This is a genomic window from Pseudomonas sp. B21-051 (assembly GCF_024748795.1).
GTDB classification, from domain to species: domain Bacteria; phylum Pseudomonadota; class Gammaproteobacteria; order Pseudomonadales; family Pseudomonadaceae; genus Aquipseudomonas; species Aquipseudomonas putida_A.
This window is the reverse complement of the sequence record NZ_CP087166.1, coordinates 5,310,005-5,329,583: the sequence shown is the minus strand read 5'-3', so window position 1 is coordinate 5,329,583 and position 19,579 is coordinate 5,310,005. Positions and strand designations below refer to the sequence as shown.

At 58.8% G+C, this 19,579-nt stretch carries 18 protein-coding genes; 7 read left to right on the top strand and 11 right to left on the bottom strand.

Translation table 11 applies throughout. From position 1 onward, the window contains the following. Nucleotides 1-61 precede the first annotated feature (61 nt). Nucleotides 62-2,896, bottom strand: coding sequence for an excinuclease ABC subunit UvrA (gene uvrA / locus LOY52_RS23990; protein WP_027614251.1), 2,835 nt, complete (start codon nt 2,894-2,896; stop codon nt 62-64). Between the two features lie 191 nt (nt 2,897-3,087). On the opposite strand from uvrA, the gene LOY52_RS23985 reads away from it, so the two are divergent. Beyond that, entirely contained in the window at nt 3,088-4,485 is a 1,398-nt protein-coding gene (locus tag LOY52_RS23985; RefSeq protein WP_027614250.1) for an MFS transporter, read from the top strand. A 9-nt stretch (nt 4,486-4,494) separates the two neighbouring features. Continuing rightward, nucleotides 4,495-5,013 carry a single-stranded DNA-binding protein gene (locus tag LOY52_RS23980; protein ID WP_007966163.1) on the top strand — a complete coding sequence of 173 codons (519 nt, stop codon included), beginning with the start codon at nt 4,495-4,497 and terminating at the stop codon, nt 5,011-5,013. Between the two features lie 187 nt (nt 5,014-5,200). Here the strand turns inward: LOY52_RS23980 and LOY52_RS23975 are convergent, their stop codons facing one another. The 6 genes from LOY52_RS23975 to LOY52_RS23950 form a co-directional block, all read right to left on the bottom strand. Next, nucleotides 5,201-6,358: a glutathionylspermidine synthase family protein gene (locus tag LOY52_RS23975; protein WP_258676510.1), complete on the bottom strand. Its 1,158-nt coding sequence runs from the start codon at nt 6,356-6,358 to the stop codon at nt 5,201-5,203. A gap of 2 nt (nt 6,359-6,360) precedes the next feature. Next, nucleotides 6,361-7,038: a DUF1190 domain-containing protein gene (locus LOY52_RS23970; RefSeq protein WP_258676507.1), complete on the bottom strand. Its 678-nt coding sequence runs from the start codon at nt 7,036-7,038 to the stop codon at nt 6,361-6,363. A 17-nt stretch (nt 7,039-7,055) separates the two neighbouring features. After that, entirely contained in the window at nt 7,056-7,481 is a 426-nt protein-coding gene (locus LOY52_RS23965; protein ID WP_027614247.1) for a DUF350 domain-containing protein, read from the bottom strand. Nucleotides 7,482-7,496: 15 nt separating this feature from the next. Continuing rightward, complete coding sequence (locus LOY52_RS23960; protein ID WP_258676491.1) at nt 7,497-8,144, bottom strand: YjfK family protein; 648 nt, start codon at nt 8,142-8,144, stop codon at nt 7,497-7,499. A gap of 200 nt (nt 8,145-8,344) precedes the next feature. After that, a complete protein-coding gene (locus LOY52_RS23955; RefSeq protein WP_258676489.1) occupies nt 8,345-9,043 on the bottom strand; it encodes a PspA/IM30 family protein in 699 nt (232 codons plus the stop codon). A gap of 17 nt (nt 9,044-9,060) precedes the next feature. Then, nucleotides 9,061-9,729 (bottom strand): YjfI family protein, encoded by a 669-nt coding sequence (locus LOY52_RS23950; RefSeq protein ID WP_408980412.1) that lies wholly within the window; start codon nt 9,727-9,729, stop codon nt 9,061-9,063. A gap of 569 nt (nt 9,730-10,298) precedes the next feature. Between LOY52_RS23950 and LOY52_RS23945 the strand changes: the two genes are divergently transcribed. The 5 genes from LOY52_RS23945 (at nt 10,299) to LOY52_RS23925 (ending at nt 15,488) form a co-directional block, all read left to right on the top strand. Next, nucleotides 10,299-11,429, top strand: a complete 1,131-nt coding sequence (locus tag LOY52_RS23945) for a ThiF family adenylyltransferase (RefSeq protein ID WP_258676483.1) — start codon at nt 10,299-10,301, stop codon at nt 11,427-11,429. Continuing rightward, nucleotides 11,430-12,623 (top strand): MFS transporter, encoded by a 1,194-nt coding sequence (locus LOY52_RS23940; protein WP_258676481.1) that lies wholly within the window; start codon nt 11,430-11,432, stop codon nt 12,621-12,623. Between the two features lie 90 nt (nt 12,624-12,713). Continuing rightward, entirely contained in the window at nt 12,714-13,448 is a 735-nt protein-coding gene (locus LOY52_RS23935) for a TenA family transcriptional regulator (RefSeq protein ID WP_258676478.1), read from the top strand. Between the two features lie 182 nt (nt 13,449-13,630). Further along, nucleotides 13,631-14,740, top strand: coding sequence for a DUF3182 family protein (locus LOY52_RS23930; protein ID WP_258676476.1), 1,110 nt, complete (start codon nt 13,631-13,633; stop codon nt 14,738-14,740). Continuing rightward, the gene (locus LOY52_RS23925) at nt 14,730-15,488 is read left to right on the top strand and encodes a S9 family peptidase (RefSeq protein WP_047602490.1); all 759 of its coding nucleotides are present in this window, start codon (nt 14,730-14,732) and stop codon (nt 15,486-15,488) included. Before LOY52_RS23930 ends, LOY52_RS23925 begins: the two co-directional genes overlap by 11 nt. A 113-nt stretch (nt 15,489-15,601) precedes the next feature. Here LOY52_RS23925 and LOY52_RS23920 read toward each other — a convergent pair whose 3' ends face one another. Genes LOY52_RS23920 through LOY52_RS23905 form a run of 4 tightly spaced genes read right to left on the bottom strand, consistent with a single transcriptional unit; the run spans nt 15,602 to nt 19,564 of the window. Further along, nucleotides 15,602-16,576, bottom strand: a complete 975-nt coding sequence (locus tag LOY52_RS23920; RefSeq protein ID WP_258676472.1) for a lysylphosphatidylglycerol synthase domain-containing protein — start codon at nt 16,574-16,576, stop codon at nt 15,602-15,604. Continuing rightward, nucleotides 16,573-17,847, bottom strand: coding sequence for a cardiolipin synthase ClsB (gene clsB, locus LOY52_RS23915; protein WP_258676469.1), 1,275 nt, complete (start codon nt 17,845-17,847; stop codon nt 16,573-16,575). Before clsB ends, LOY52_RS23920 begins: the two co-directional genes overlap by 4 nt. Then, nucleotides 17,844-18,641 (bottom strand): endonuclease/exonuclease/phosphatase family protein, encoded by a 798-nt coding sequence (locus tag LOY52_RS23910; protein WP_027612950.1) that lies wholly within the window; start codon nt 18,639-18,641, stop codon nt 17,844-17,846. Before LOY52_RS23910 ends, clsB begins: the two co-directional genes overlap by 4 nt. After that, nucleotides 18,638-19,564, bottom strand: coding sequence for a DUF72 domain-containing protein (locus LOY52_RS23905; RefSeq protein WP_258676465.1), 927 nt, complete (start codon nt 19,562-19,564; stop codon nt 18,638-18,640). The genes LOY52_RS23910 and LOY52_RS23905 overlap by 4 nt, the downstream gene beginning before the upstream one ends. Nucleotides 19,565-19,579: the final 15 nt, after the last annotated feature.

Below are 19,579 nucleotides of genomic sequence, written 5' to 3'. Positions count from 1 at the left end.
GCCAGATACAAAAAAGCCTCTGTCACGGTTGAAGTGACAGGGGCTTTTTCATGCCCGGAGATCAGGCCCGATCGCGAATCAGCAATGGCTTGAGGTAATGACCGGTGTGAGACTGCTTCATCTCGGCCACTTCCTCCGGCGTACCGGTGGCGATGATCTGACCACCCTTGGAGCCACCCTCCGGCCCCAGATCCACCAGCCAGTCGGCGGTCTTGATCACGTCCAGGTTGTGCTCGATCACCACCACGGTATTGCCGTGGTCGCGCAAGCGATGCAGCACGTCGAGCAATTGCTGGATATCCGCGAAGTGCAGGCCGGTGGTCGGCTCATCGAGGATATACAGAGTTTTGCCGGTGTCGCGCTTGGACAGCTCGCGTGACAGCTTGACCCGCTGCGCTTCACCACCGGAGAGGGTGGTCGCTGACTGCCCGAGTTTGATGTACGACAGGCCCACATCCATCAACGTCTGTAGCTTGCGTGCAAGCGCCGGTACCGCGTCGAAGAACTCCCGCGCCTCCTCGATGGTCATCTCGAGGGTTTCGTGGATGCTCTTGCCCTTGTATTTGATCTCAAGGGTTTCGCGGTTGTAGCGCTTGCTCTTGCACACATCGCACGGCACGTAAATGTCCGGCAGGAAGTGCATTTCCACTTTGATCAGGCCGTCGCCCTGACACGCCTCACAGCGCCCGCCCTTGACGTTGAACGAGAAGCGCCCCGGGCCGTAACCACGGGAGCGCGACTCGGGTACACCGGCGAACAGTTCGCGGATCGGTGTGAACAGCCCGGTGTAGGTCGCCGGGTTGGAGCGCGGCGTACGGCCGATCGGGCTCTGATCGATATCGACGACCTTGTCGAGATGTTCCAGGCCCTTGATGCTGTCGTGCGCGGCCGCTTCCAGCGTGGTCGCACCATTGAGTGCAGTAGCGCTCAACGGGAACAGCGTGTTGTTGATCAGCGTCGACTTGCCGGAGCCGGAAACACCGGTCACGCAGGTCAGCAGGCCGATCGGGATTTCCAGATCGACGTTGCGCAGGTTGTTGCCGCGCGCGCCCTTGAGCGACAGCGTCAGCTTCTTGTTACGCGGTGTGCGTTTGGCCGGCACTTCGATCTTCACCCGGCCCGACAGGTATTTGCCGGTCAGGGAGTCCGGGTGCGCCATGACTTCGGCCGGCGTACCTTCAGCCACGATCTGCCCGCCGTGCACGCCGGCGCCTGGGCCGATGTCCACCACGTAGTCGGCCAGACGAATCGCGTCTTCGTCGTGCTCGACCACGATCACCGTATTGCCGATATCGCGCAGGTGCTTGAGGGTGCCGAGCAAACGGTCGTTATCGCGCTGATGCAGGCCAATGGACGGCTCGTCGAGGATGTACAGCACCCCGACCAGACCGGCGCCGATCTGGCTGGCCAGACGAATGCGCTGCGCCTCGCCGCCGGACAGGGTATCCGCACTGCGATCCAGCGACAGGTAATCGAGACCGACGTTGACCAGAAACTGCAGGCGCTCGCGGATCTCTTTGAGGATCTTGTCGGCGATCTCGCCACGCCGCCCGGTCATCTTCAACTCGCCGAAGTATTCGCAGGCATCGCCGATCGGCAGGTTGGTCACCGCTGGCAGGGTTTTCTCGCCCACCCAGACGTGCCGCGCTTCACGACGCAGACGGGTGCCGCGGCAATCCGGGCAAGCCTGGGTGCTGAGGAATTTGGCCAGTTCTTCGCGCACGCTGGCCGATTCGGTTTCGCGGTAGCGGCGCTCAAGGTTCGGCACAATACCTTCGAACGGGTGCGAACGTTTGACGATGTCGCCGCGATCGTTGAGGTACTTGAAGTCGACATTCTGTGAGCCGCTGCCGTGCAGGATTTGCTTCTGCTGTTCGGCGGTCAGCTCGTTGAACGGCTTCTCAAGACTGAACTTGTAGTGCGAGGCCAGTGAGCCGAGCATCTGGAAGTAATAGACGTTGCGCCGGTCCCAGCCACGAATCGCGCCCTCGGCAAGAGTCAGTTCACCATTGACCAGGCGCTTGATGTCGAAGAACTGCTTCACGCCCAGACCATCGCAGGTCGGGCAGGCACCGGCCGGGTTGTTGAAGGAGAACAGCTTCGGCTCAAGCTCGCTGATGGCATGGCCGCAGATCGGGCAGGCAAAGCGCGCGGAGAAGATCATCTCTTCGCCTGGCTCATCGTCCATCGGCGCGACCAAGGCAATGCCGTCCGCCAGCTTCAGTGCGGTTTCGAACGATTCGGCCAGACGCTGCTGCAGGTCGGCGCGGACCTTGAAGCGGTCGACGATCACATCGATCGAGTGCTTCTTCTGTTTATCCAGTTTCGGCAGTTCATCGAGTTCGCAAATGCGGCCGTTGACCCGGGCGCGGACGAAGCCTTGGGCACGCAGCTCCTCAAAAACCGAAAGGTGTTCACCTTTGCGTTCGCGAATAACCGGCGCCAGCAACATCAGCTTGCTGCCTTCCGGTTGTGCCAGCACCAGATCGACCATCTGGCTGACGGTCTGCGCTTCCAGCGGAATGTCGTGATCCGGGCAGCGCGGCGTACCGACGCGCGCATACAGCAGACGCAGATAGTCGTAGATTTCGGTGATGGTGCCGACCGTGGAGCGCGGGTTGTGCGAGGTCGACTTCTGTTCGATGGAGATCGCCGGCGACAGGCCTTCAATGGTGTCGACGTCAGGCTTTTCCATCATCGACAGGAACTGTCGGGCGTAGGCCGACAGGGATTCGACATAGCGGCGCTGACCTTCGGCGTACAGCGTGTCGAAGGCCAGGGACGACTTGCCGGATCCGGACAGGCCGGTGATGACGATCAGTTTGTCCCGTGGCAGGGTCAGGTCGATGTTCTTCAGGTTGTGGGTACGGGCCCCACGTATCAGGATCTTGTCCAAAGTGGCCTCGCTCGGCGGGCGTCGAAAACGTAGGAGTATACGGGCAAATACTGGATGGATGCACACTGTCAAACGAAGGGTTTTTTACCTTGCATGAAGAGAGTTTCATCTATACGCGTCATAGCGTCGCGATATACCCCGTCTTTCGATGGGACTGGTAGAATCGCCGCCGGTTCACACGAGGTTTTTCCATGCACGATCCCCACAGCGAACGCATGAGTGGCAGCGAGACCCGCGCAGCGAGCGGTCTGGCCCTGGTGTTCGCCTTCCGTATGCTTGGCATGTTCATGGTGTTGCCGGTACTGGCGACCTACGGCATGGACCTGGCGGGAGCGACCCCGGCCCTGATCGGGCTGGCGATTGGCGCTTACGGCCTGACCCAGGCGATTTTCCAGATTCCGTTCGGGATCATTTCCGACCGTATTGGCCGGCGTCCGGTGATTTTCCTCGGGCTGGTGGTCTTCGCCCTCGGCAGTGTGCTGGCGGCTCAAGCCGATTCGATCTGGGGCGTGATTGCCGGACGCATCCTGCAGGGCGCCGGGGCGATTTCCGCTGCGGTCATGGCTCTGCTTTCCGACCTGACCCGTGAACAACACCGCACCAAAGCCATGGCCATGATTGGCATGACCATCGGTCTGTCATTCGCCGTGGCCATGGTGGTCGGGCCGTTGCTGACCCGCGCGTTCGGCCTGTCCGGACTGTTCCTCGCCACGGGCGGCATGGCCCTGTTCGGGATCGTCATCGTAATGTTCATGGTGCCGAAATCCACCGGGCCATTGAGCCATCGAGAGTCTGGCGTGGCGCGTCAGGCCTTGATGCCGACGCTCAAACACCCGGATCTGCTGCGCCTGGACCTGGGCATTTTCGTGCTGCACGCGATGCTGATGTCGAGCTTCGTCGCGCTGCCGCTGGCGCTGGTGGAAAAGGCCGGTTTGCCCAAGGAGCAGCACTGGTGGGTTTACCTGACCGCGCTGCTGATTTCTTTCTTCGCCATGATCCCGTTCATCATCTACGGCGAGAAGAAACGCAAAATGAAACGAATTTTGCTCGGCGCCGTCCTGACGCTGATGCTCACTGAGCTATTCTTCTGGCAGTTCGGTGACAGCTTGCGGGCTCTGGTGATCGGCACGGTGGTGTTCTTCACCGCGTTCAATCTGCTGGAAGCTTCGTTGCCGTCGCTGATCAGCAAGGTTTCACCGGCCGGCGGGAAGGGCACGGCGATGGGCGTGTATTCCACCAGTCAGTTCCTCGGTTCGGCACTCGGCGGGATACTCGGCGGCTGGCTGTTTCAGCATGGCGGTCTGTCGGTTGTGTTCCTTGGATGTGCGGGTCTGGCTGCCATCTGGCTGGCCTTTGCTGTTACCATGCGCGAACCACCCTACGTGACGAGCCTGCGCTTGCCGTTGTCGCCCGAGGCGATCCGCGAAGCGGGTCTGGTCGAGCGCCTCAAAGCCCTCGTAGGGGTAACAGATGCAGTGATAGTTGCTGATGAAGCGGCTGTTTACATCAAACTGGACAAAGAATTAGTGGATCGCGACACCCTCGAACGCCTGGTGAACAACCCGGCCGGGGCTGCTTGCGAAGCCTAGGAGAACGTTATGGCCCGTGGGGTTAACAAAGTCATATTGGTCGGCACTTGCGGCCAGGATCCCGAAGTTCGCTACCTGCCTAACGGTAACGCCGTGACCAACCTGAGTCTGGCAACCAGCGAACAGTGGACCGACAAGCAAACCGGTCAGAAGGTCGAGAAGACCGAATGGCACCGTGTTTCGATGTTCGGCAAGGTTGCGGAAATCGCCGGCGAGTACCTGCGTAAAGGTTCGCAGGTGTACATCGAAGGCAAGCTGCAGACCCGCGAGTGGGAAAAAGACGGTATCAAGCGTTACACCACTGAAATCGTGGTCGACATGCAAGGCACCATGCAACTGCTCGGCGGCCGTCCACAACAGGGCGACCAACAAGGCGGTGGCAACAACTACCAGCAGCAGGCGCCACGTCAACAGGCTCCGCGTCCGCAGCAGTCGGCTCCGCAACAGCGTCCAGCCCCGGCTCCACAGCAGGCTGCACCGCAACCGGCTCCGGATTTCGACAGCTTCGATGACGACATCCCGTTCTGATTCGATGCTGCATCCGCGCTGAATAAAAAAGGCCCGTCGTTCAACACGACGGGCCTTTTTTGTGGCGAAAAATTTATGGCTCCTCAATCCCCTGTAGGAGCTGCCGAAGGCTGCGATCTTTTGATCCTTTAAATCAAGGTCAAAAGATCGCAGCGCGCCGCAGCTCCTACAAGGAGGACTCTGTGCCTCAGTCGAGGATCAGGTGCGGCAGAAACCGGCTGGAATCCTTGGTGATCAGACTGTTATCTTCCCGCACGCCTATCCCCGCCGCCTGATCACCAATCACCCAAGAGCCGACCAGCGTGTAGCTGTCGTCGAACTTCGGTAATGGCGCAAATTCCTGCAGGATGAACGGCGCATCGGTATAGGGCCCGTCCTCTTTGACGATCAAACCCTCTGCCGTTTGCAGCTCGATATTCGCGCCTTCGCGGGAAAAGTACGGTTTGCGCACCCAACCCTTGGGCACTGCACTGGCCGGATTCGGATCAAGATGCGCGGCGAGCAGATTCGGATGGCCCTTGTGCAACTCCCATAGCAGCGGCAGTGCACCTTTGTTCGACAGGATCGACTTCCACGCCGGCTCAAAGAACTGCGTATCGCTTTCGGCGATTGCTGCACCGAACGGCTCGTGGAAGATGAATTCCCAGGCGTGCAGTTTGAACAGGTGTGGGATCCAGCGATCCTGCAGATCGACGAAGCGACCTTCGGCGGTCAGGCCGATGTCTTCGATGTCGATGTGCCGGGATTCGATGCCGACCTTTTCCGCGATCAGCCGCAGGTAATCGGTGGTGCCCTTGTCTTCGACCGAGTCTTTCATCGAAGCGAAGTAGAACGGGCGCTTGAGTTGCAACTCGGCAAATGCCTGATGCAGCCTGGTGTCGATGCTGTTGAACTGGTCGGCGTGGCGCGGCAGCATTCCGCGCTCGATGCACTGCTCCAGCCAGCCCCACTGAAACGCCGCTGCCTCATAAAGGCTGGTCGGCGTGTCGTAGTTGAGTTCCAGCAGTTTCGCCGGGCCGTTGCCGCTGTAGGAAAAGTCCATGCGCCCGTACAGATGCGGATGACCTTCCAGCCAGGAAGCGCGGATCATGTCGTAGTACGGCGCCGGGATGCTCAGGCGATCCAGCAGCTCTTCGCTGTGCACCACGCGGTCGACCAGATCCATGCACATCTCGTGCAGTTCGGTGGTCGGATCCTCCAGATCGTTTTCAATCTGCGCGAGCGTGAACTGGTAGTAGGCGCTTTCGTCCCAGTACGGCTCGTCGTCGATGGTGTGGAACAGAAAGCCGAGGCTTTCGGCAGTTTGTTTCCAGTCGGGGCGTTCGGCGCAGTGGATCTTTTTCATGATCAGCTGCTCGAACTGCCCCAGCCGCCCCAACCGCTGCGTGCGGAAGACTGGCTGCCGAAGCCGCCGCGGGACGTCGACGAAGCGACGTTGACCGGTTTGCTTCGGGAGCTGTCGTAGCGGGTGTCGGTGCGAGTAGCCGGCGCCGATTCGATTTTGCGGTACTGCGTCGAGGTGTTGTAGGTCTGACGCGTATCGCGGTCGCGATAGACCGTGCGATTGGCGTTGTTGCTCATCGCATTGCCGATCAGCCAGCCAGAGAGCCAGCCATTGCCACCACCGGAGGAGTGCGAAGTGCTTTGCACGTTCTGCGCGGCAGCCGTGTCGCCAGCAGGCATCTGCGCATTGGCAATCGCATTCAGGTCCTGAGGCGCCTCAGCGTTTTGCGGCACTTTGAAACCGCCGAGCTTCGGCACGAAGCGGCCGTCGGAATTTTTCTGACACCAGTCGGCAGCAAAGTCTGCGTCGCACTTGGCCTTGTCGTCATAGGCCGGTGCAATGCGTCGGTGTTCAGTGAGTGCCGCGACGTAGGCGTTCGAGCAGACGTCGGCCGCGACCGAGGCATCGACGCACTGCTCGACCGTTAGAAAGTGTTGCGGGTCCAGCGCTGCCGCTTCGCCGGAAATGGCCATGGCCACCGAGGTCGCGAGAGACAGTTGAACGTACTTGCTGCGTTTCATCGAAGGCTTCCTGCCGATCAGTTGGACGGGGTCATGCACGCGGCGTTAAGCATGCCGACGCTGATGGCCACTGCGGCCACGTAGATACCCGAAGCGATTTCACCATTGGCGATACGCTGTGACGTGCCCTTGAGCACCAACCCCGTGGCGAGGAAGGCCAGCAGTTGCACCACGGCTGCAATCACGGCCCACAGCACGAAATCGAGAACGTTGACCGAAAACGCGATCACGTTGCTGGCCGGAATCGCGAAGCCGATGATAGCGCCCGCCAAGGCGATGGCGGCGGCGATGTTGCCGGAGCGGATCAGCTCGAACTCTTTGTGTGGCGTGATGCGGGTGTAGACGAACTGGAACAGCATGAACAGCAGCACGGCGCCGATCAGGTAGACGACGAAACCGACCAGCGCGGTCTTGTTCAGGGAAACGGCCAGCACTTCCAGCATGGAAAACTTCCTTTTTTAAATGGTGCTCAAATCAGTCGTGTACAGCGAAATACCCAGCGAGGTGCTCAGGCTGACGGTACCTTCCTCGTCCTGTTCGACGGAGAACAGCAGCAGTTCGCGGCGATCGGTCAGGCCGGTCTCGCGGGCGTAGAGCATCGAGTGGTGTTCGATGGTGTAGGACTCGTCCGGGTTGACCACGTTTTCGGTCAGCGGCACCAGTTCGGTCTGGCCCTGCTCTGTACCCCATTCACGGCTGTACTGGACGCCGTCGTGGGTGTAGGTCGGCAGGCCGATCGGGCTTTCGGGGCCAGCGAGGCGCTGCAGTTCGGCGTCACTGTTGACGGTCACGTAACTGAGGTAGTTGAACAGGGTGACCGATTCGATCTGATCGTCACCGGTGACGTGGATCTGCAGCCAGAAGTCTTCGTTGTTGAGGTAGTAGCGATGCAGCTTGTTGGATTGGCCGAGATCGATCCAGCCGGCGCTCCAGATTGCCTCTGCAGCCGGAACCTGTACCGAGGTGCTGCCATCGAGCAGCAAGGCCAGAGTCGAATCGAACCGCACGCCTTTGCCCTGTGCCATTCCAAGTGGGCCGCCGGCCACTGGAGCGGGTGCGGCAGTCTGCCAGTTGCTGGTGCCCAGCAAATCTTTGAACCATCCCATGGGTACATTCCTTGAGGCGGGTGGAGGTGTTCGTCGTAAAAAGCGCCGCTAGTGTACCGGGCCGGGCGACGAACGAGCAGGCAAAATGCAAATGTTGCAGGTGCAAAAAAACTGTAGGAGCTGCCGCAGGCTGCGATCTTTTGCTCTTGAATCCAGATCAAAAGATCGCAGCCTGCGGCAGCTCCTACAGGAGGGCGGTTTTACTGAGCTGATTTTTGCTTCAGACGCTCAAGGATCGCATTGGCGCTGCCTTCGTTCGGCGTGATGCCGGCGTCGCGCAGTTTGCGTTCCAGATCGTTGCCGGCCGACGCGTCAGCCAGCTCGTCCGCCGCGCTCAGCTCGGCAGCGCGTTGCTGCTGCTTGGCCTGCAGACGGTTCAGGGTGCCCACCGCGGTTTCCAGTTTGCCATTGGCGCCGCCGCTGGCGATGGATGCGCTGACCTGTGCTTTCTGCACACTCTCACGGGCCTTGGCCATGTCCACCTGCTGGCGCAGGCTCTTGATCCGCGACTCGGCCTTGCTGATGTCCTTGCGCATGTTTTCGGCGTAGATGCCGAATTCGTCGCTCTGGGCTTTCTCGGCGGTCAGGTCGTTGGTCAGGGTCGAAATCGCTTCGGCCACTTCCATGGCCAGGTCTTCGCGGCCAGCGTTCAGCGCGGAAACCGCCTTGGCTTCCAGATCCTTGATCTTGGCGTCGTACTCGCTCACGCGATCAGCGGCCAGCTTGTGCTTGGCCATGATAGTGACCAGCTCACGGCGGGCATTCGACAGCGCGGTGTCGGCGTCGCGGATTTCCTGGTCGAGGATACGCAGGGCCTGTTGGTCGACGATCGCTTCGCCAACTTCATTGGCGCCGCCGCGCAGAGCGGTGAACAACTTGCTCCAGATGGACTGAGTCATTGGATATTCCCTGTTGATTACTTGAAGAAGTGTTCGAAGGCTTCGCTCGCGCGCTGCACGTTGTCGACCAGGGTTTTCACCTCGGTGACGACGTTGGTCAGGCTCGAGTCGGCGCTGAGGGCGCCAAACATGTTGTAGACGGTCTGACCGTTGGGCATCGACTCGATGCCGATCGACGACAGCGGGAACATTTCCCGGCTACGCAGCACGGCATCGTTGAAGGCGCGCACGTCAGTGATCGAATCGATATCCACCAGCACGGTGTCGACGATGATCTGCTGACCGGCCACGGCGATGTGAATCGGCAGACCGCCGAATTCGTTCATTTCCAGCTTGATGCTGGGTTCGGAGCTCTGGATCAGAGACAGCGTGATCTCGTGCGAAGCCACCTCGTCCAGTGCCTTGAGGGCGTTGAAGAGGCTATCGATGTTCCAGTTGTTGCCTGCGCTCATGTAATTCTCCGACATGATTGAGCCAGCCAGAATCGGTTGGCGTAGCTGTTGCTCCATCTGCTTGAGCAAGCTTCGGTTTTCCGGAAGTACCCAAGTTTCGTGTTTCACATAACCGGCGGCAGCCAGGCCCGCGCGCATCTGCTTCATGTAGAAGCTCGACGGTTTTTTCGCGGACGGTTTCGAGCGCTCTCCCTTTGGGCTCTCTGACGCAACAGTGGGGGAGCGGCTTTTCATGGCAATGACTCCGTTATGAACATCTCACGCGTGAGCCACACTACAGCCAATTAAAAGTGCCATCAATGGCTCACGCGTGAGATTTTTTTGACCTGTCGAAATTTTTGATGAGGTGGTGGTCGCAAGCGTTGTCCCGGGTGGGAGTTTGTTTCTGATGAATCACTGATGTTTATGGTCTGGAAGGCGAGTTTGTTCTCAACTCTCCCGCAGTGATTTTTTATTGTTTAAGTATTGAAGATAATTCCTACATTGTTTTTGTATGTTTCCGTAAGAAGTAATGGCGGCACTTCGTAAAAGCGTAGGAAGTATATTTGGCGTGAGTAATATTAAGAAACAAGGTGAGTTCGCAACCACTGAAAACTTATTCTAGTTTTGGGGGTGTGCACATCTTCACCCCGGTGGAAACAGCTTCACCACCGGCCCTTCAACTTTTGAGGAAATCATTATGACTTTCGAAAAAGCATCTTCCGCTGGCGATTCTCAGATCGGCTGATCTGATCAGTAAGAGTCGGGGCCTTAATGGCCCTGGTTCTTTATCAAGTTGTTTTAATAGCGATTGAGGCTCGAATATGAAGCTTTGTCTTAAACCGACGATTATTCCGTTCAAACTTGATGGTCAGGTAGTCCTGCGCTTTAACGGTCAATACGCAAAAATCCCCGACCCCTACGGTGCTGTCTGGGAGTTCGCCAAGGCACTTGATGGCCGTACACCCTATGAGGAGTTGATTACCCAGGTGGCAGGCCGTTATCCCGCGGTGGATCAGGACGAAATCCGTAGCGTTGCGCAGGATCTGATCAAATACCGGCTGGTCGAGAGTCCGGATGCCTTTGAGACGACTTCTCTTTCGGAACATGATCGCATCAGATTTTCCCGCAACATCGACTTTTTCGGGTCGATGGCGGCTGTGGGCGAAAACAAGTTCACCCACCAGGAAAAACTGCGCGCGGCCAGGGTCTGCGTACTGGGCTGCGGTGGTCTAGGTACCCATATCCTGTTCGACCTGGTGGCGCTGGGTATCCACCATCTGACGATCCTCGATTTTGACACGATCGAGTTGAGCAATTTGAACCGGCAGATCCTTTACAAGGAAACCGACGTCGGCATGCCGAAGGTTGCAACGGCCAGGCGCAGGTTGCTTGAATTCAACAGTCACCTCGACATTACTGCTCACGAAACCCGCCTCCAGTCGGCGCAAGACGTCGCCGGCATCGTACGCGGTCACGATATTGTGATTTGTGTCGCCGATAAACCCGCGAACTACATGGCCGACTGGCTGAATGAGGCCTGCGTTGAACAGGGCGTACCCTTCATTTCAGGCGGGCTTGATGTACGCCGCTCGGTGTTCTATTCGGTGGTGCCTGGCTCCTCGGGCTGCGGTGCTTGCTGGCTGACGTCGGCGCGTAACAAGAGCAGCCTGGTGAAAAGTGTTTCGACCATGGCCAAACAGCACGACATCACTTATGAGCATCCCGGCCCGGCTCTTGTGACTCTGGTGGCCGTCACCGCTGGGATGATGGTCAGCGAAACGGTCAAGATCATCACCGGCTGCCAACCGCCACAATTGACCAACAAGCTCAAGGAATTCACATTCGACGACCTGGACGTCAGCGTTGCTGAAGTCTGGCAGCAGAATCCGGACTGCACGGTGTGTGGACATCTCGCGAACGGGCAACGGTCGCGGCAGGCGGAGACTGTCTAGATGTTCAAACTCCTGGCGTCCTATGCCATCACGTCCATCTGTTCATGGGCCCTCGCGTTTCTGATCCCGCTTTATGTTTATGAGCAGACCGGCTCCCCAGTCTGGACATCGCTGGCTTTTTTCGCCGCGATGGCGCCCTACATACTGGTCACGCCCTTCGCCGGTGTATGGAGTGACCGCTACAGCAAACGGCGTTTTTTGATCGGCGGTGATCTGATCAATATCGTCACCGGCTGCCTTATATATGCTGCTGTGAGTACGCTGTCCGGGAACAGCTTGAGTATCACGCTGTTACTGCTGAGCTTTCTGCTGGCAAGCGTCGGTGCCACCCACCACCCGGTTTTCCAGAGTATTGCGCCTCTGCTGATCGAAGGGCCGAAACTTCATCGGTTCAATGCGATCGTCAATGCCAGTGACAACATCATTCGCATCGTTGCGCCAATCGGCGTTGCGGCCTTGCTGGCCTTTAGTACCAAGGAGCAGTTGCTGATTGGCAGCATTTTCGGATTTGCACTATCCCTGCCGCTTTGCTTCTTGCTGAAAGAGGAGGGTAAGCCTGCGCCTGCCACCACGCGGGTATTCACGGAAATCAAAGCCGGACTGCTGTATGTCATCCAGCATCGAGAACTGTGTTCGTTTGTCATGCTGTTCTTTTTCTGCAATTTCGGTTTTGCCTTGATCGGTGCCAGTCTTGTCTATGTCTACACCACGCTACTGGCCGTGCCATTGAGCGATGTCGGCTATTACTACGGACTCATTGGTGCAGGTGCCGTCGCCGGATCAGCTATGGGTGCGTTTCTGGTGAAGAGATATCCGGCCGGCATTCTTATCCGTAGGAGCTGCTTGCTGGCAGGGGGGTTCACACTGATGGGGGCGATGGCCAACGATCCGTGGTCACTTTCGGCACTGTGGGCGTTTTCGACCGGTTGCCAATCCGTGGTGGTCATCGCTTTTTTCACCTATCGCCAGCAGGTGGTTCCGCAAACCATTCTTGGGCGAACGGTAGGAGTTACACGGCTCATTGCCTACCTCGCGATTCCGCCGGCGAGCCTGCTGAGTGGATGGCTGTTACTGCATTTCTCAAGCAGCGCTGTGATTCTTGCGTCAGGCGGTCTGTGCATCATTTTCGCCTCTCTATGTGCTTACTTTCTGGCCAGGTTTGAGCGCCCGGTCATTTACAGCGACGCACAATGAATACGGTTTTGTAAGTTTTTCGGGCTTCCGGAATAACTGGAAAGTTGCGATCGGCCGGATGGCAGAGAAAGAATTAAAAGGAATTTAAAATTGGAAGAAAACAAAGAGTTGAATGGCGGCGATAGGGCGAACGTCATTAAATTCATGAACGGAGGCACATTGTGGGACGAATGGCTGGACGCTGATGCGTTAGAAGGATTGGTTAATCATGAGCTGTTGCGAGCAATGCAAAACGGCCATGTTTCCCTGAAGGGGATGCAGTACTTTCTGATTCAGCATCATTACTACTCGCGAAACTTTACCCGCTTTCTGTGCGCAATCCTTAATCGCCTCGAGTCCCTTGGCGACATCAAATTGCTGTTGGAAAACATGCAAGAGGAAATGGGTATAGATGGTGATAACAAGCTCACGCATGCCGAACTGTTTCAAAGGTCGCTGCGGATCCTGGGCACCCATCCCTTGGCTGAATCGCCTTTACCTCAGACCGTGGATTTCACCCAATGCATCCTGCAGCTTTGCCGCAGTAAGAATCCTGTCGAGGGCCTCGCAGCACTCTGCCTGGGAGCCGAAGCCATTGTGCCACTGATTTACAAATCGATTCTGCTGGCACTGGAGGGACTGAATGTCAGTGAGGAAGGCCTGGAGTTCTTTCGCTTGCATATCGAAGAGGATGAGGATCACGCGATTACCATGCTGGGAATTCTGCAGCGACTGACTCATCAGACTCCTGAAGCAAAGCGGCTTGCGATTCAAATCGGACGTCAGGCTATCCTCAAACGTTGTGTCATGTTCGATGCCATCTGGAAGGAAATCAGTCAGCAGTAGCTGGCGGACCCGTTTCGTGCAAATTGCCGCGGATTCGCTGGCAGTCGTGCAGATTGAAACAGGCCTGATGCCACCATGTTTGATCCAAGCGGTTGATTCATTGGGCATTCCCGGCGCCAGGCGATTGGCTTGATCTCTGCACTTCTCTCATTACATTCATCAAGTGGCTTGAAGGGGGACGCATGACCCCGATGACGAGCAGGAAAGTGGTCGTCGCCCATTCGGTTCGTGCCGGGGCGCCGCAGCATGAAGTGCAGACCAACAAGGCGCTGGCCCGTTGGCTGGCGCAAATTCTCGGGCTCAAATTTGCTGGCAGCTACGACCCGGAAAAACACCACGGTCGCGATTTGTACTGGCTACCCACGCAAACCATTGTCGGCGCCAGACAGGCGCAGGTACTGGGCATCAAAGGCGCACAGGACTTGTGGGGCGGATTCGTCGAACACGATTTCATCTGCACCAAAGCCATCAGCCACGGCCTGCGCAGTCATCTGGCCCACGCGCCGCAAGGCTGGGCGCCGCTGTTTTCCGAGCGCGTGCGCGATGTGGTGCTTGATGGCTTGACGGTGTTTGCCTTGGAAGATGCGCGGCCCGCCGCCGAGCATTTGCTGTACAGCGGGCCGATCCGCCTGAAGCCGATTCACGCCTGTGCCGGTCGTGGCCAGGAAGTTATCAACAGCCTCGACGCGTTCGATGAAGTACTGTCCCGTGCAGAAGCGAAAGCGTTGTTTCGCGATGGCGTAGTGCTCGAACAGGATTTGAGCAAGGTCTTCACCCACAGTGTTGGCCAGTCATTCATCGGCGACAAAGTGCTGAGCTACTGCGGTGATCAATACTTGACCAAGGATGCCCATGGCGAAGACGTCTATGGTGGTTCGAATCTGCTGGTAGTGCAGGGCGGCTACGAAGATCTGCTGGCGCTGGACTTGCCGGATGATGTACGACTGGCCATCCAGCAGGCGCAGATTTTCGACCGGGCGGCGGATGAGGCCTACCCAGGTTTCTATGCATCGCGGCGCAACTACGACATCGCTCAAGGCCTGGACAGCAATGGCAAACCCCGCAGCGGGGTGCTCGAACAATCCTGGCGCATGGGCGGCGCCAGCAGCGCTGAACTGGCCGCGCTGCAAAGCTTCGTCAACGATCCAGATATGCCGGCGATCCGTGTGTCGACGGTGGAAACCTACAACGATCAAACCCTGCCGGCCGACGCCATCGAAATCTATCGCGGGCCAGCTGAGAACAGCGACTTCCTTCTCAAATACGTAACGGTCAAATCCTATGACGGCTAGAAGCGAAAGCATTCAGATCGACATTGACGACGAACAGATGAGCGGGACGTTTCTCAGTCCCAAATCGAAAGTCCCGGGCGTGTTGTTTGTGCATGGTTGGGGTGGCAGCCAGGAGCGCGACCTTGAGCGTGCCAAGGGCATCGCCGGTCTGGGTTGTGTCTGCCTGACCTTCGACTTGCGCGGCCACACCGGTGGTACCGGCATTCCGCTGACCCGGGTGACGCGCGAAGACAACCTGCGTGACCTGCTCGCAGCTTACGACCGCCTGCTCGCGCACCCGGCGCTCGACACCTCGGCGATTGCGGTGGTTGGCACCAGTTATGGCGGTTACCTGGCTTCGATCCTCACCTCGTTGCGTCCGGTGCGCTGGCTGGCGTTGCGGGTGCCGGCGCTGTATCGCGACGAGCAATGGCACACGCCCAAGCGTGAGCTGGACAAGGCTGACCTGCGGGATTATCGGGCGACCTTGGTTCGTGCTGACAGCAATCGTGCGTTGCACGCTTGTTCGCAGTTCACCGGGGATGTGTTGCTGGTGGAATCGGAAACTGACGATTACGTGCCCCACGCAACGATCATGAGTTACCGCGCCGCCTGTCAGCAGACGCATTCGCTGACGCACCGGATCATCGACGGCGCCGACCATGCCTTGAGCGAGCCGGTTTCGCAGCAGGCCTATACCTCGATTCTGGTGGACTGGATTACCGAAATGGTTGTCGGTGAGCGGTTGAGCATTATTCAGGCAACATGATCTTTGGCGCCCTTTCGAACCCCTTCGCGAGCAAGCCCGCTCTCAAATTTGGATGCTTTCTACCTGTGGGAGCGGGCTTGCTCGCGAAGGGGCCCTCAGCCATAACAAAAAAATCATGAAGGTTTCTTCTCGATCTTCAGCGCCTTGGCCTTGGCCTCCACCAACAAGTACATCACCACCGTAATCAGCAACGGCAGCAGAAAGTAAATCGCCCTATACGCCAGCAACCCCGCCACCAGACTGCCCCGCGAAGCCTCGTGCTGCAGCAGCGCGACGAACACCGCTTCCAGCACCCCGAGCCCCGCCGGAATGTGCGTGATGACTCCGGCAATCGCGCTGATCAACAGCACGCCGAGCACCAACGGATAATCCAGTTTGCTCGGCAACAGAGTGAAAATCACTGCCGCCATCAGCGACCAGTTCAATGCACCGAGCAGCAACTGCAGCACAGCCATGCGCAGTGACGGCAGGTTGATTTCCACCCCGCGAATCGACCACTCGCGGCGCTTCGAGAACTGGCACGCGGCGAGGTAACCGGCACTCAACAGCAGCAACAGCACGCCGATGCCTTGCAATGCGCCACTGCTGATTTTCCAGCCCGGCGGCATGCTCACCAGGCCGCTGCTGAACACTACGCCGGCAATCGTCATGTAACCGAACCAGTTGGTGGCCAGGCTCAGTCCGAGAATCTTGGCAATGTTGCTTTTGCTGACGCCCAAACGCGAATACAGCCGATAGCGCATGGCAATCCCGCCGACCCAGGCACTGAGATTGAGGTTGAACGCATAGCTGATGATCCCCACCGGCAGGATCTGTTTCCAGGTCAGATCCTGACGAATGTAAGTGCGGCCGATCAGGTCGAAACTGGCGTAGGTGAGAAAGCTCAGCAGGGTCAGGCTGGCGGCGATGATCAGCGTGCGCACCTTGAAGTCGGCGAGGGTTTGCAGAACTTCCGCCCATTCGATACGGGTGGCGAACATCGTCAGCAACACAATCAACGCGAGGAAGAACAGCAGCGTCAGCGGGCGTTTCCAGCGACTCCATCGAGAGTGCGCCGCTGGCGCCGATTGCGCGTGGGAATGGCTCATGAGGTACGCCCCCGAAACGGCTTGAGCCGCGGTTTGTGCGCCGGTAACCAACCGGCCATCGACGGGAAATGCCGCAGGAAGTGGAACACCAGAAACCCTACGGTCATGTGCCAGATCCGCCCGCGCGGGGACATGCTGGCATCCATTGCCTTGCAGTGGTTCTGGCTCAGGTCTTCGAGGCGCTGGAACAGATGCTGATTGAACGCGCGATCGCGGATCAGCACGTTGGCTTCCAGGTTCAGTGACAGGCTCAGCGGGTCGAGATTGCTCGAGCCGACGGTGCTCCATTCCTCGTCCACCAATGCGACTTTGCCGTGCAGCGGGCGCTGGCAATATTCGTGGATCTGCACCCCGGCCTTGAGCAGATAGTCGTAGGTCATGCGCGCCGCCAGTTTGGCCACCAGCATGTCTGGCTGACCTTGCAGGATCAGCCGCACCTCGACGCCACGGCGCGCCGCGTTGCGAATCTCGCGCAGCAGGCGATAACCGGGGAAGAAGTAGGCATTGGCGATCACCACTCGGCGTTTGGCCCGGCGCAGTGCCTGCAAATACACGTCTTCGATGTCGGTGTGATGCTGATCGTTATCACGAAACACCAGGCGTACCTGACCGTCGTGATCGTTGAAAGCCATGTCCGCCCGGCGCTGACGGCGACGTTGCCACCAGAACCGTGCGCGTCCCGGACGACCACTTTGCAGCAGGGCGAAATGATGGATGTCAGCGACCGCCGGTCCCTGAATCTGCACCGCATAATCCTGTTTCGCCTCGGGGCCGAAATCGGCCAGGTGATCGCCGGAAAAGTTGATCCCGCCAATGAACGCGATCAGTCCGTCGACCACCACAATCTTGCGGTGCAGGCGGCGGAACCAGTTGGTGCGAATGCCCAGGTGCTTGGGCGCCGGGTCAAACATTTGCAGATGCACGCCCGCTTCGCTCAGTGCCGCGAGATAACCGGTGGTCAACTCGCCGCAACCAAAACCGTCGAGGCTGACAGTGGTGCGCACGCCACGCCGGGCGGCGTCGATCAGGATCTGTTGCAACTCTGCACCGACCTTGTCTTCGAAAACGATGAAGGTCTCCAGCAGAATTTCACTCTTCGCCGCACGCATGGCGTCGAACACCCGGGGGAAATATTCCTCGCCGTTTTCCAGCAACTCGACGCGGTTGTTGCCCTGCCAGCCGTACTCGACATCGACATGCCCGGGCTCGCGCACCGGCGGGTTGATGCTGATCGGTTCCACGGCGGATTTCTCCAGCGGTGCGCTGCTCATAGTTCGATCTCCACCGATAACGGGACGTGGTCGGAAAGGTGTGACCAGGGCCGGTTGGCCAGGACTTTCGGTTGGCTGGCCTTGAGGTTGCGTACGTAAATACGATCGAGCCGCAGCGTCGGCAGGCGCGCCGGAAAGCTGCGCGCCGGTTTGCCGTGATGCTCGGCGAACACCTCGCGCAGGCCGCAGGGTTCGAGCAGCGCGTCGGCGCGCTGGCGCCAGTCGTTGAAGTCACCGGCGACGATCACCGGCGCGTTATCCGGCAGCTCCGCCAGACGCTCGCCGAGCAGTTTCAATTGCGCATTACGATGGCTTTCGCGCAGACCCAGATGCACGCAGATCGCATGCACTTCGACGCCATCGCCGGGCAGGCGCAGCACGCAATGCAGCAGCCCGCGGTTCTCGTGGCCGCTGATCGAGACGTCGAGGTTGTCGTGGCGGATGATCTGGAATTTCGACAGCAACGCATTGCCGTGATCGCCCTCCGGGTACACCGCGTTGCGCCCGTAGGCGAACTGCGGCCACAGACTGTCGGCGAGGAACTCGTATTGCGGCATCGTCGGCCAGTTGCTGTAGCGCTTGGGATGATGCTCGTGGGTGCCGTGGACTTCCTGCAAAAACACCACGTCGGCGGCCACGCTGCGCACCGCTTCGCGCAACTCCGGGAGGATGAAACGTCGGTTGAGCGCAGTGAAACCCTTGTGTGTGTTGACCGTCAGCACGGTGAAACGACGCACCGACACTTCAACGCTGGTCTGCTCGTCGGTGAACCCGACCGGCTCTGGAATACTCATCCCAGCACCCCTTCGGCAGCCGGTTCGCCGGGGGTGGTGGCGAGCGTTTTATCCAGCTCGAATCGGTGGAGCAAGTTGCGCGCGTCGTAAGGCGCGCGGACTTTGATGTCGTTGTCGAAATAGCAGAACACTTCGCGGGATTTACGCGCCCGCGGCTTGAGGCGCGGCGCGATCAGATGCGCATCGCCGGGCTGCTGACCGTGGTGCCAGGCGTCGATCCGTTCGGCCCAACTCTGCAGCGCCGATTCGGTGTAGCCGCTGGCGTACAGTTCTTCGGCGCCGTGCAGGCGCAGGTAAACGAAATCGCTGGTGAGGTCTTCGCGGTACGGCCATTTGCCGGCGGTGTCGGCGATCACCAGGGCGGTGTTGTAGCGTTTCAACAAGCGCACGAAGTCGGGGTCGATGAACGTGTCATTGCGCACTTCCACGGCATGGCGCAGCGGTTTTTTGCGCCAGGCTTTGAGGCTGGCGTGGCCGTGAAGATGTGAATCGTGTTGGCGGGCGAGGGCGGCGGCCGCTGCAGTATCGTGGGGCAACAATGAGAGGAAGTGTTCGAAGCGCTCGGGGTCGAATTTGAAGTTCGGCGGAAACTGCCAGAGGATCGGCCCGAGCTTTTCCTTAAGCTCCAGCACCCCGGAGGCGAAGAAATTCGCCAGCGGTTTTTCGATCTCGCGCAAGCGCCGGACGTGGGTGATGAAGCGTGGCGCCTTGACGCTGAACACGAAGTCGTCGGGCGTTTCGTTGTACCACTGCGCATAACGTTCGGGCCGCTGCAGGGCGTAGAACGATCCATTGATTTCGATACTGTTGACCGCCCGCGAAGCGAACTGCAATTCGTGCTTCTGCGTCAGTCCTTTCGGGTAGAAATCCCCGCGCCACGGAGCGTAGCGCCAGCCGGAAATACCGATGTGAATCGTTGCCATGCCGCCCTCCCGTTG

Bases quoted from the DNA above. Each gene is read 5' to 3' on its own strand.
- LOY52_RS23945 (WP_258676483.1), top strand. From the start codon at position 10,299: ATGAAGCTTTGTCTTAAACCGACGATTATTCCGTTCAAACTTGATGGT.
- LOY52_RS23985 (WP_027614250.1), top strand. From the start codon at position 3,088: ATGCACGATCCCCACAGCGAACGCATGAGTGGCAGCGAGACCCGCGCA.
- LOY52_RS23955 (WP_258676489.1), bottom strand. From the start codon at position 9,043: ATGACTCAGTCCATCTGGAGCAAGTTGTTCACCGCTCTGCGCGGCGGC.
- LOY52_RS23975 (WP_258676510.1), bottom strand. From the start codon at position 6,358: ATGAAAAAGATCCACTGCGCCGAACGCCCCGACTGGAAACAAACTGCC.
- LOY52_RS23950 (WP_408980412.1), bottom strand. From the start codon at position 9,729: ATGAAAAGCCGCTCCCCCACTGTTGCGTCAGAGAGCCCAAAGGGAGAG.
- clsB (WP_258676469.1), bottom strand. From the start codon at position 17,847: ATGAGCAGCGCACCGCTGGAGAAATCCGCCGTGGAACCGATCAGCATC.
- LOY52_RS23970 (WP_258676507.1), bottom strand. From the start codon at position 7,038: ATGAAACGCAGCAAGTACGTTCAACTGTCTCTCGCGACCTCGGTGGCC.
- LOY52_RS23905 (WP_258676465.1), bottom strand. From the start codon at position 19,564: ATGGCAACGATTCACATCGGTATTTCCGGCTGGCGCTACGCTCCGTGG.
- LOY52_RS23925 (WP_047602490.1), top strand. From the start codon at position 14,730: ATGACGGCTAGAAGCGAAAGCATTCAGATCGACATTGACGACGAACAG.
- LOY52_RS23960 (WP_258676491.1), bottom strand. From the start codon at position 8,144: ATGGGATGGTTCAAAGATTTGCTGGGCACCAGCAACTGGCAGACTGCC.
- LOY52_RS23980 (WP_007966163.1), top strand. From the start codon at position 4,495: ATGGCCCGTGGGGTTAACAAAGTCATATTGGTCGGCACTTGCGGCCAG.
- LOY52_RS23940 (WP_258676481.1), top strand. From the start codon at position 11,430: ATGTTCAAACTCCTGGCGTCCTATGCCATCACGTCCATCTGTTCATGG.
- LOY52_RS23910 (WP_027612950.1), bottom strand. From the start codon at position 18,641: ATGAGTATTCCAGAGCCGGTCGGGTTCACCGACGAGCAGACCAGCGTT.
- LOY52_RS23930 (WP_258676476.1), top strand. From the start codon at position 13,631: ATGACCCCGATGACGAGCAGGAAAGTGGTCGTCGCCCATTCGGTTCGT.
- LOY52_RS23920 (WP_258676472.1), bottom strand. From the start codon at position 16,576: ATGAGCCATTCCCACGCGCAATCGGCGCCAGCGGCGCACTCTCGATGG.
- LOY52_RS23965 (WP_027614247.1), bottom strand. From the start codon at position 7,481: ATGCTGGAAGTGCTGGCCGTTTCCCTGAACAAGACCGCGCTGGTCGGT.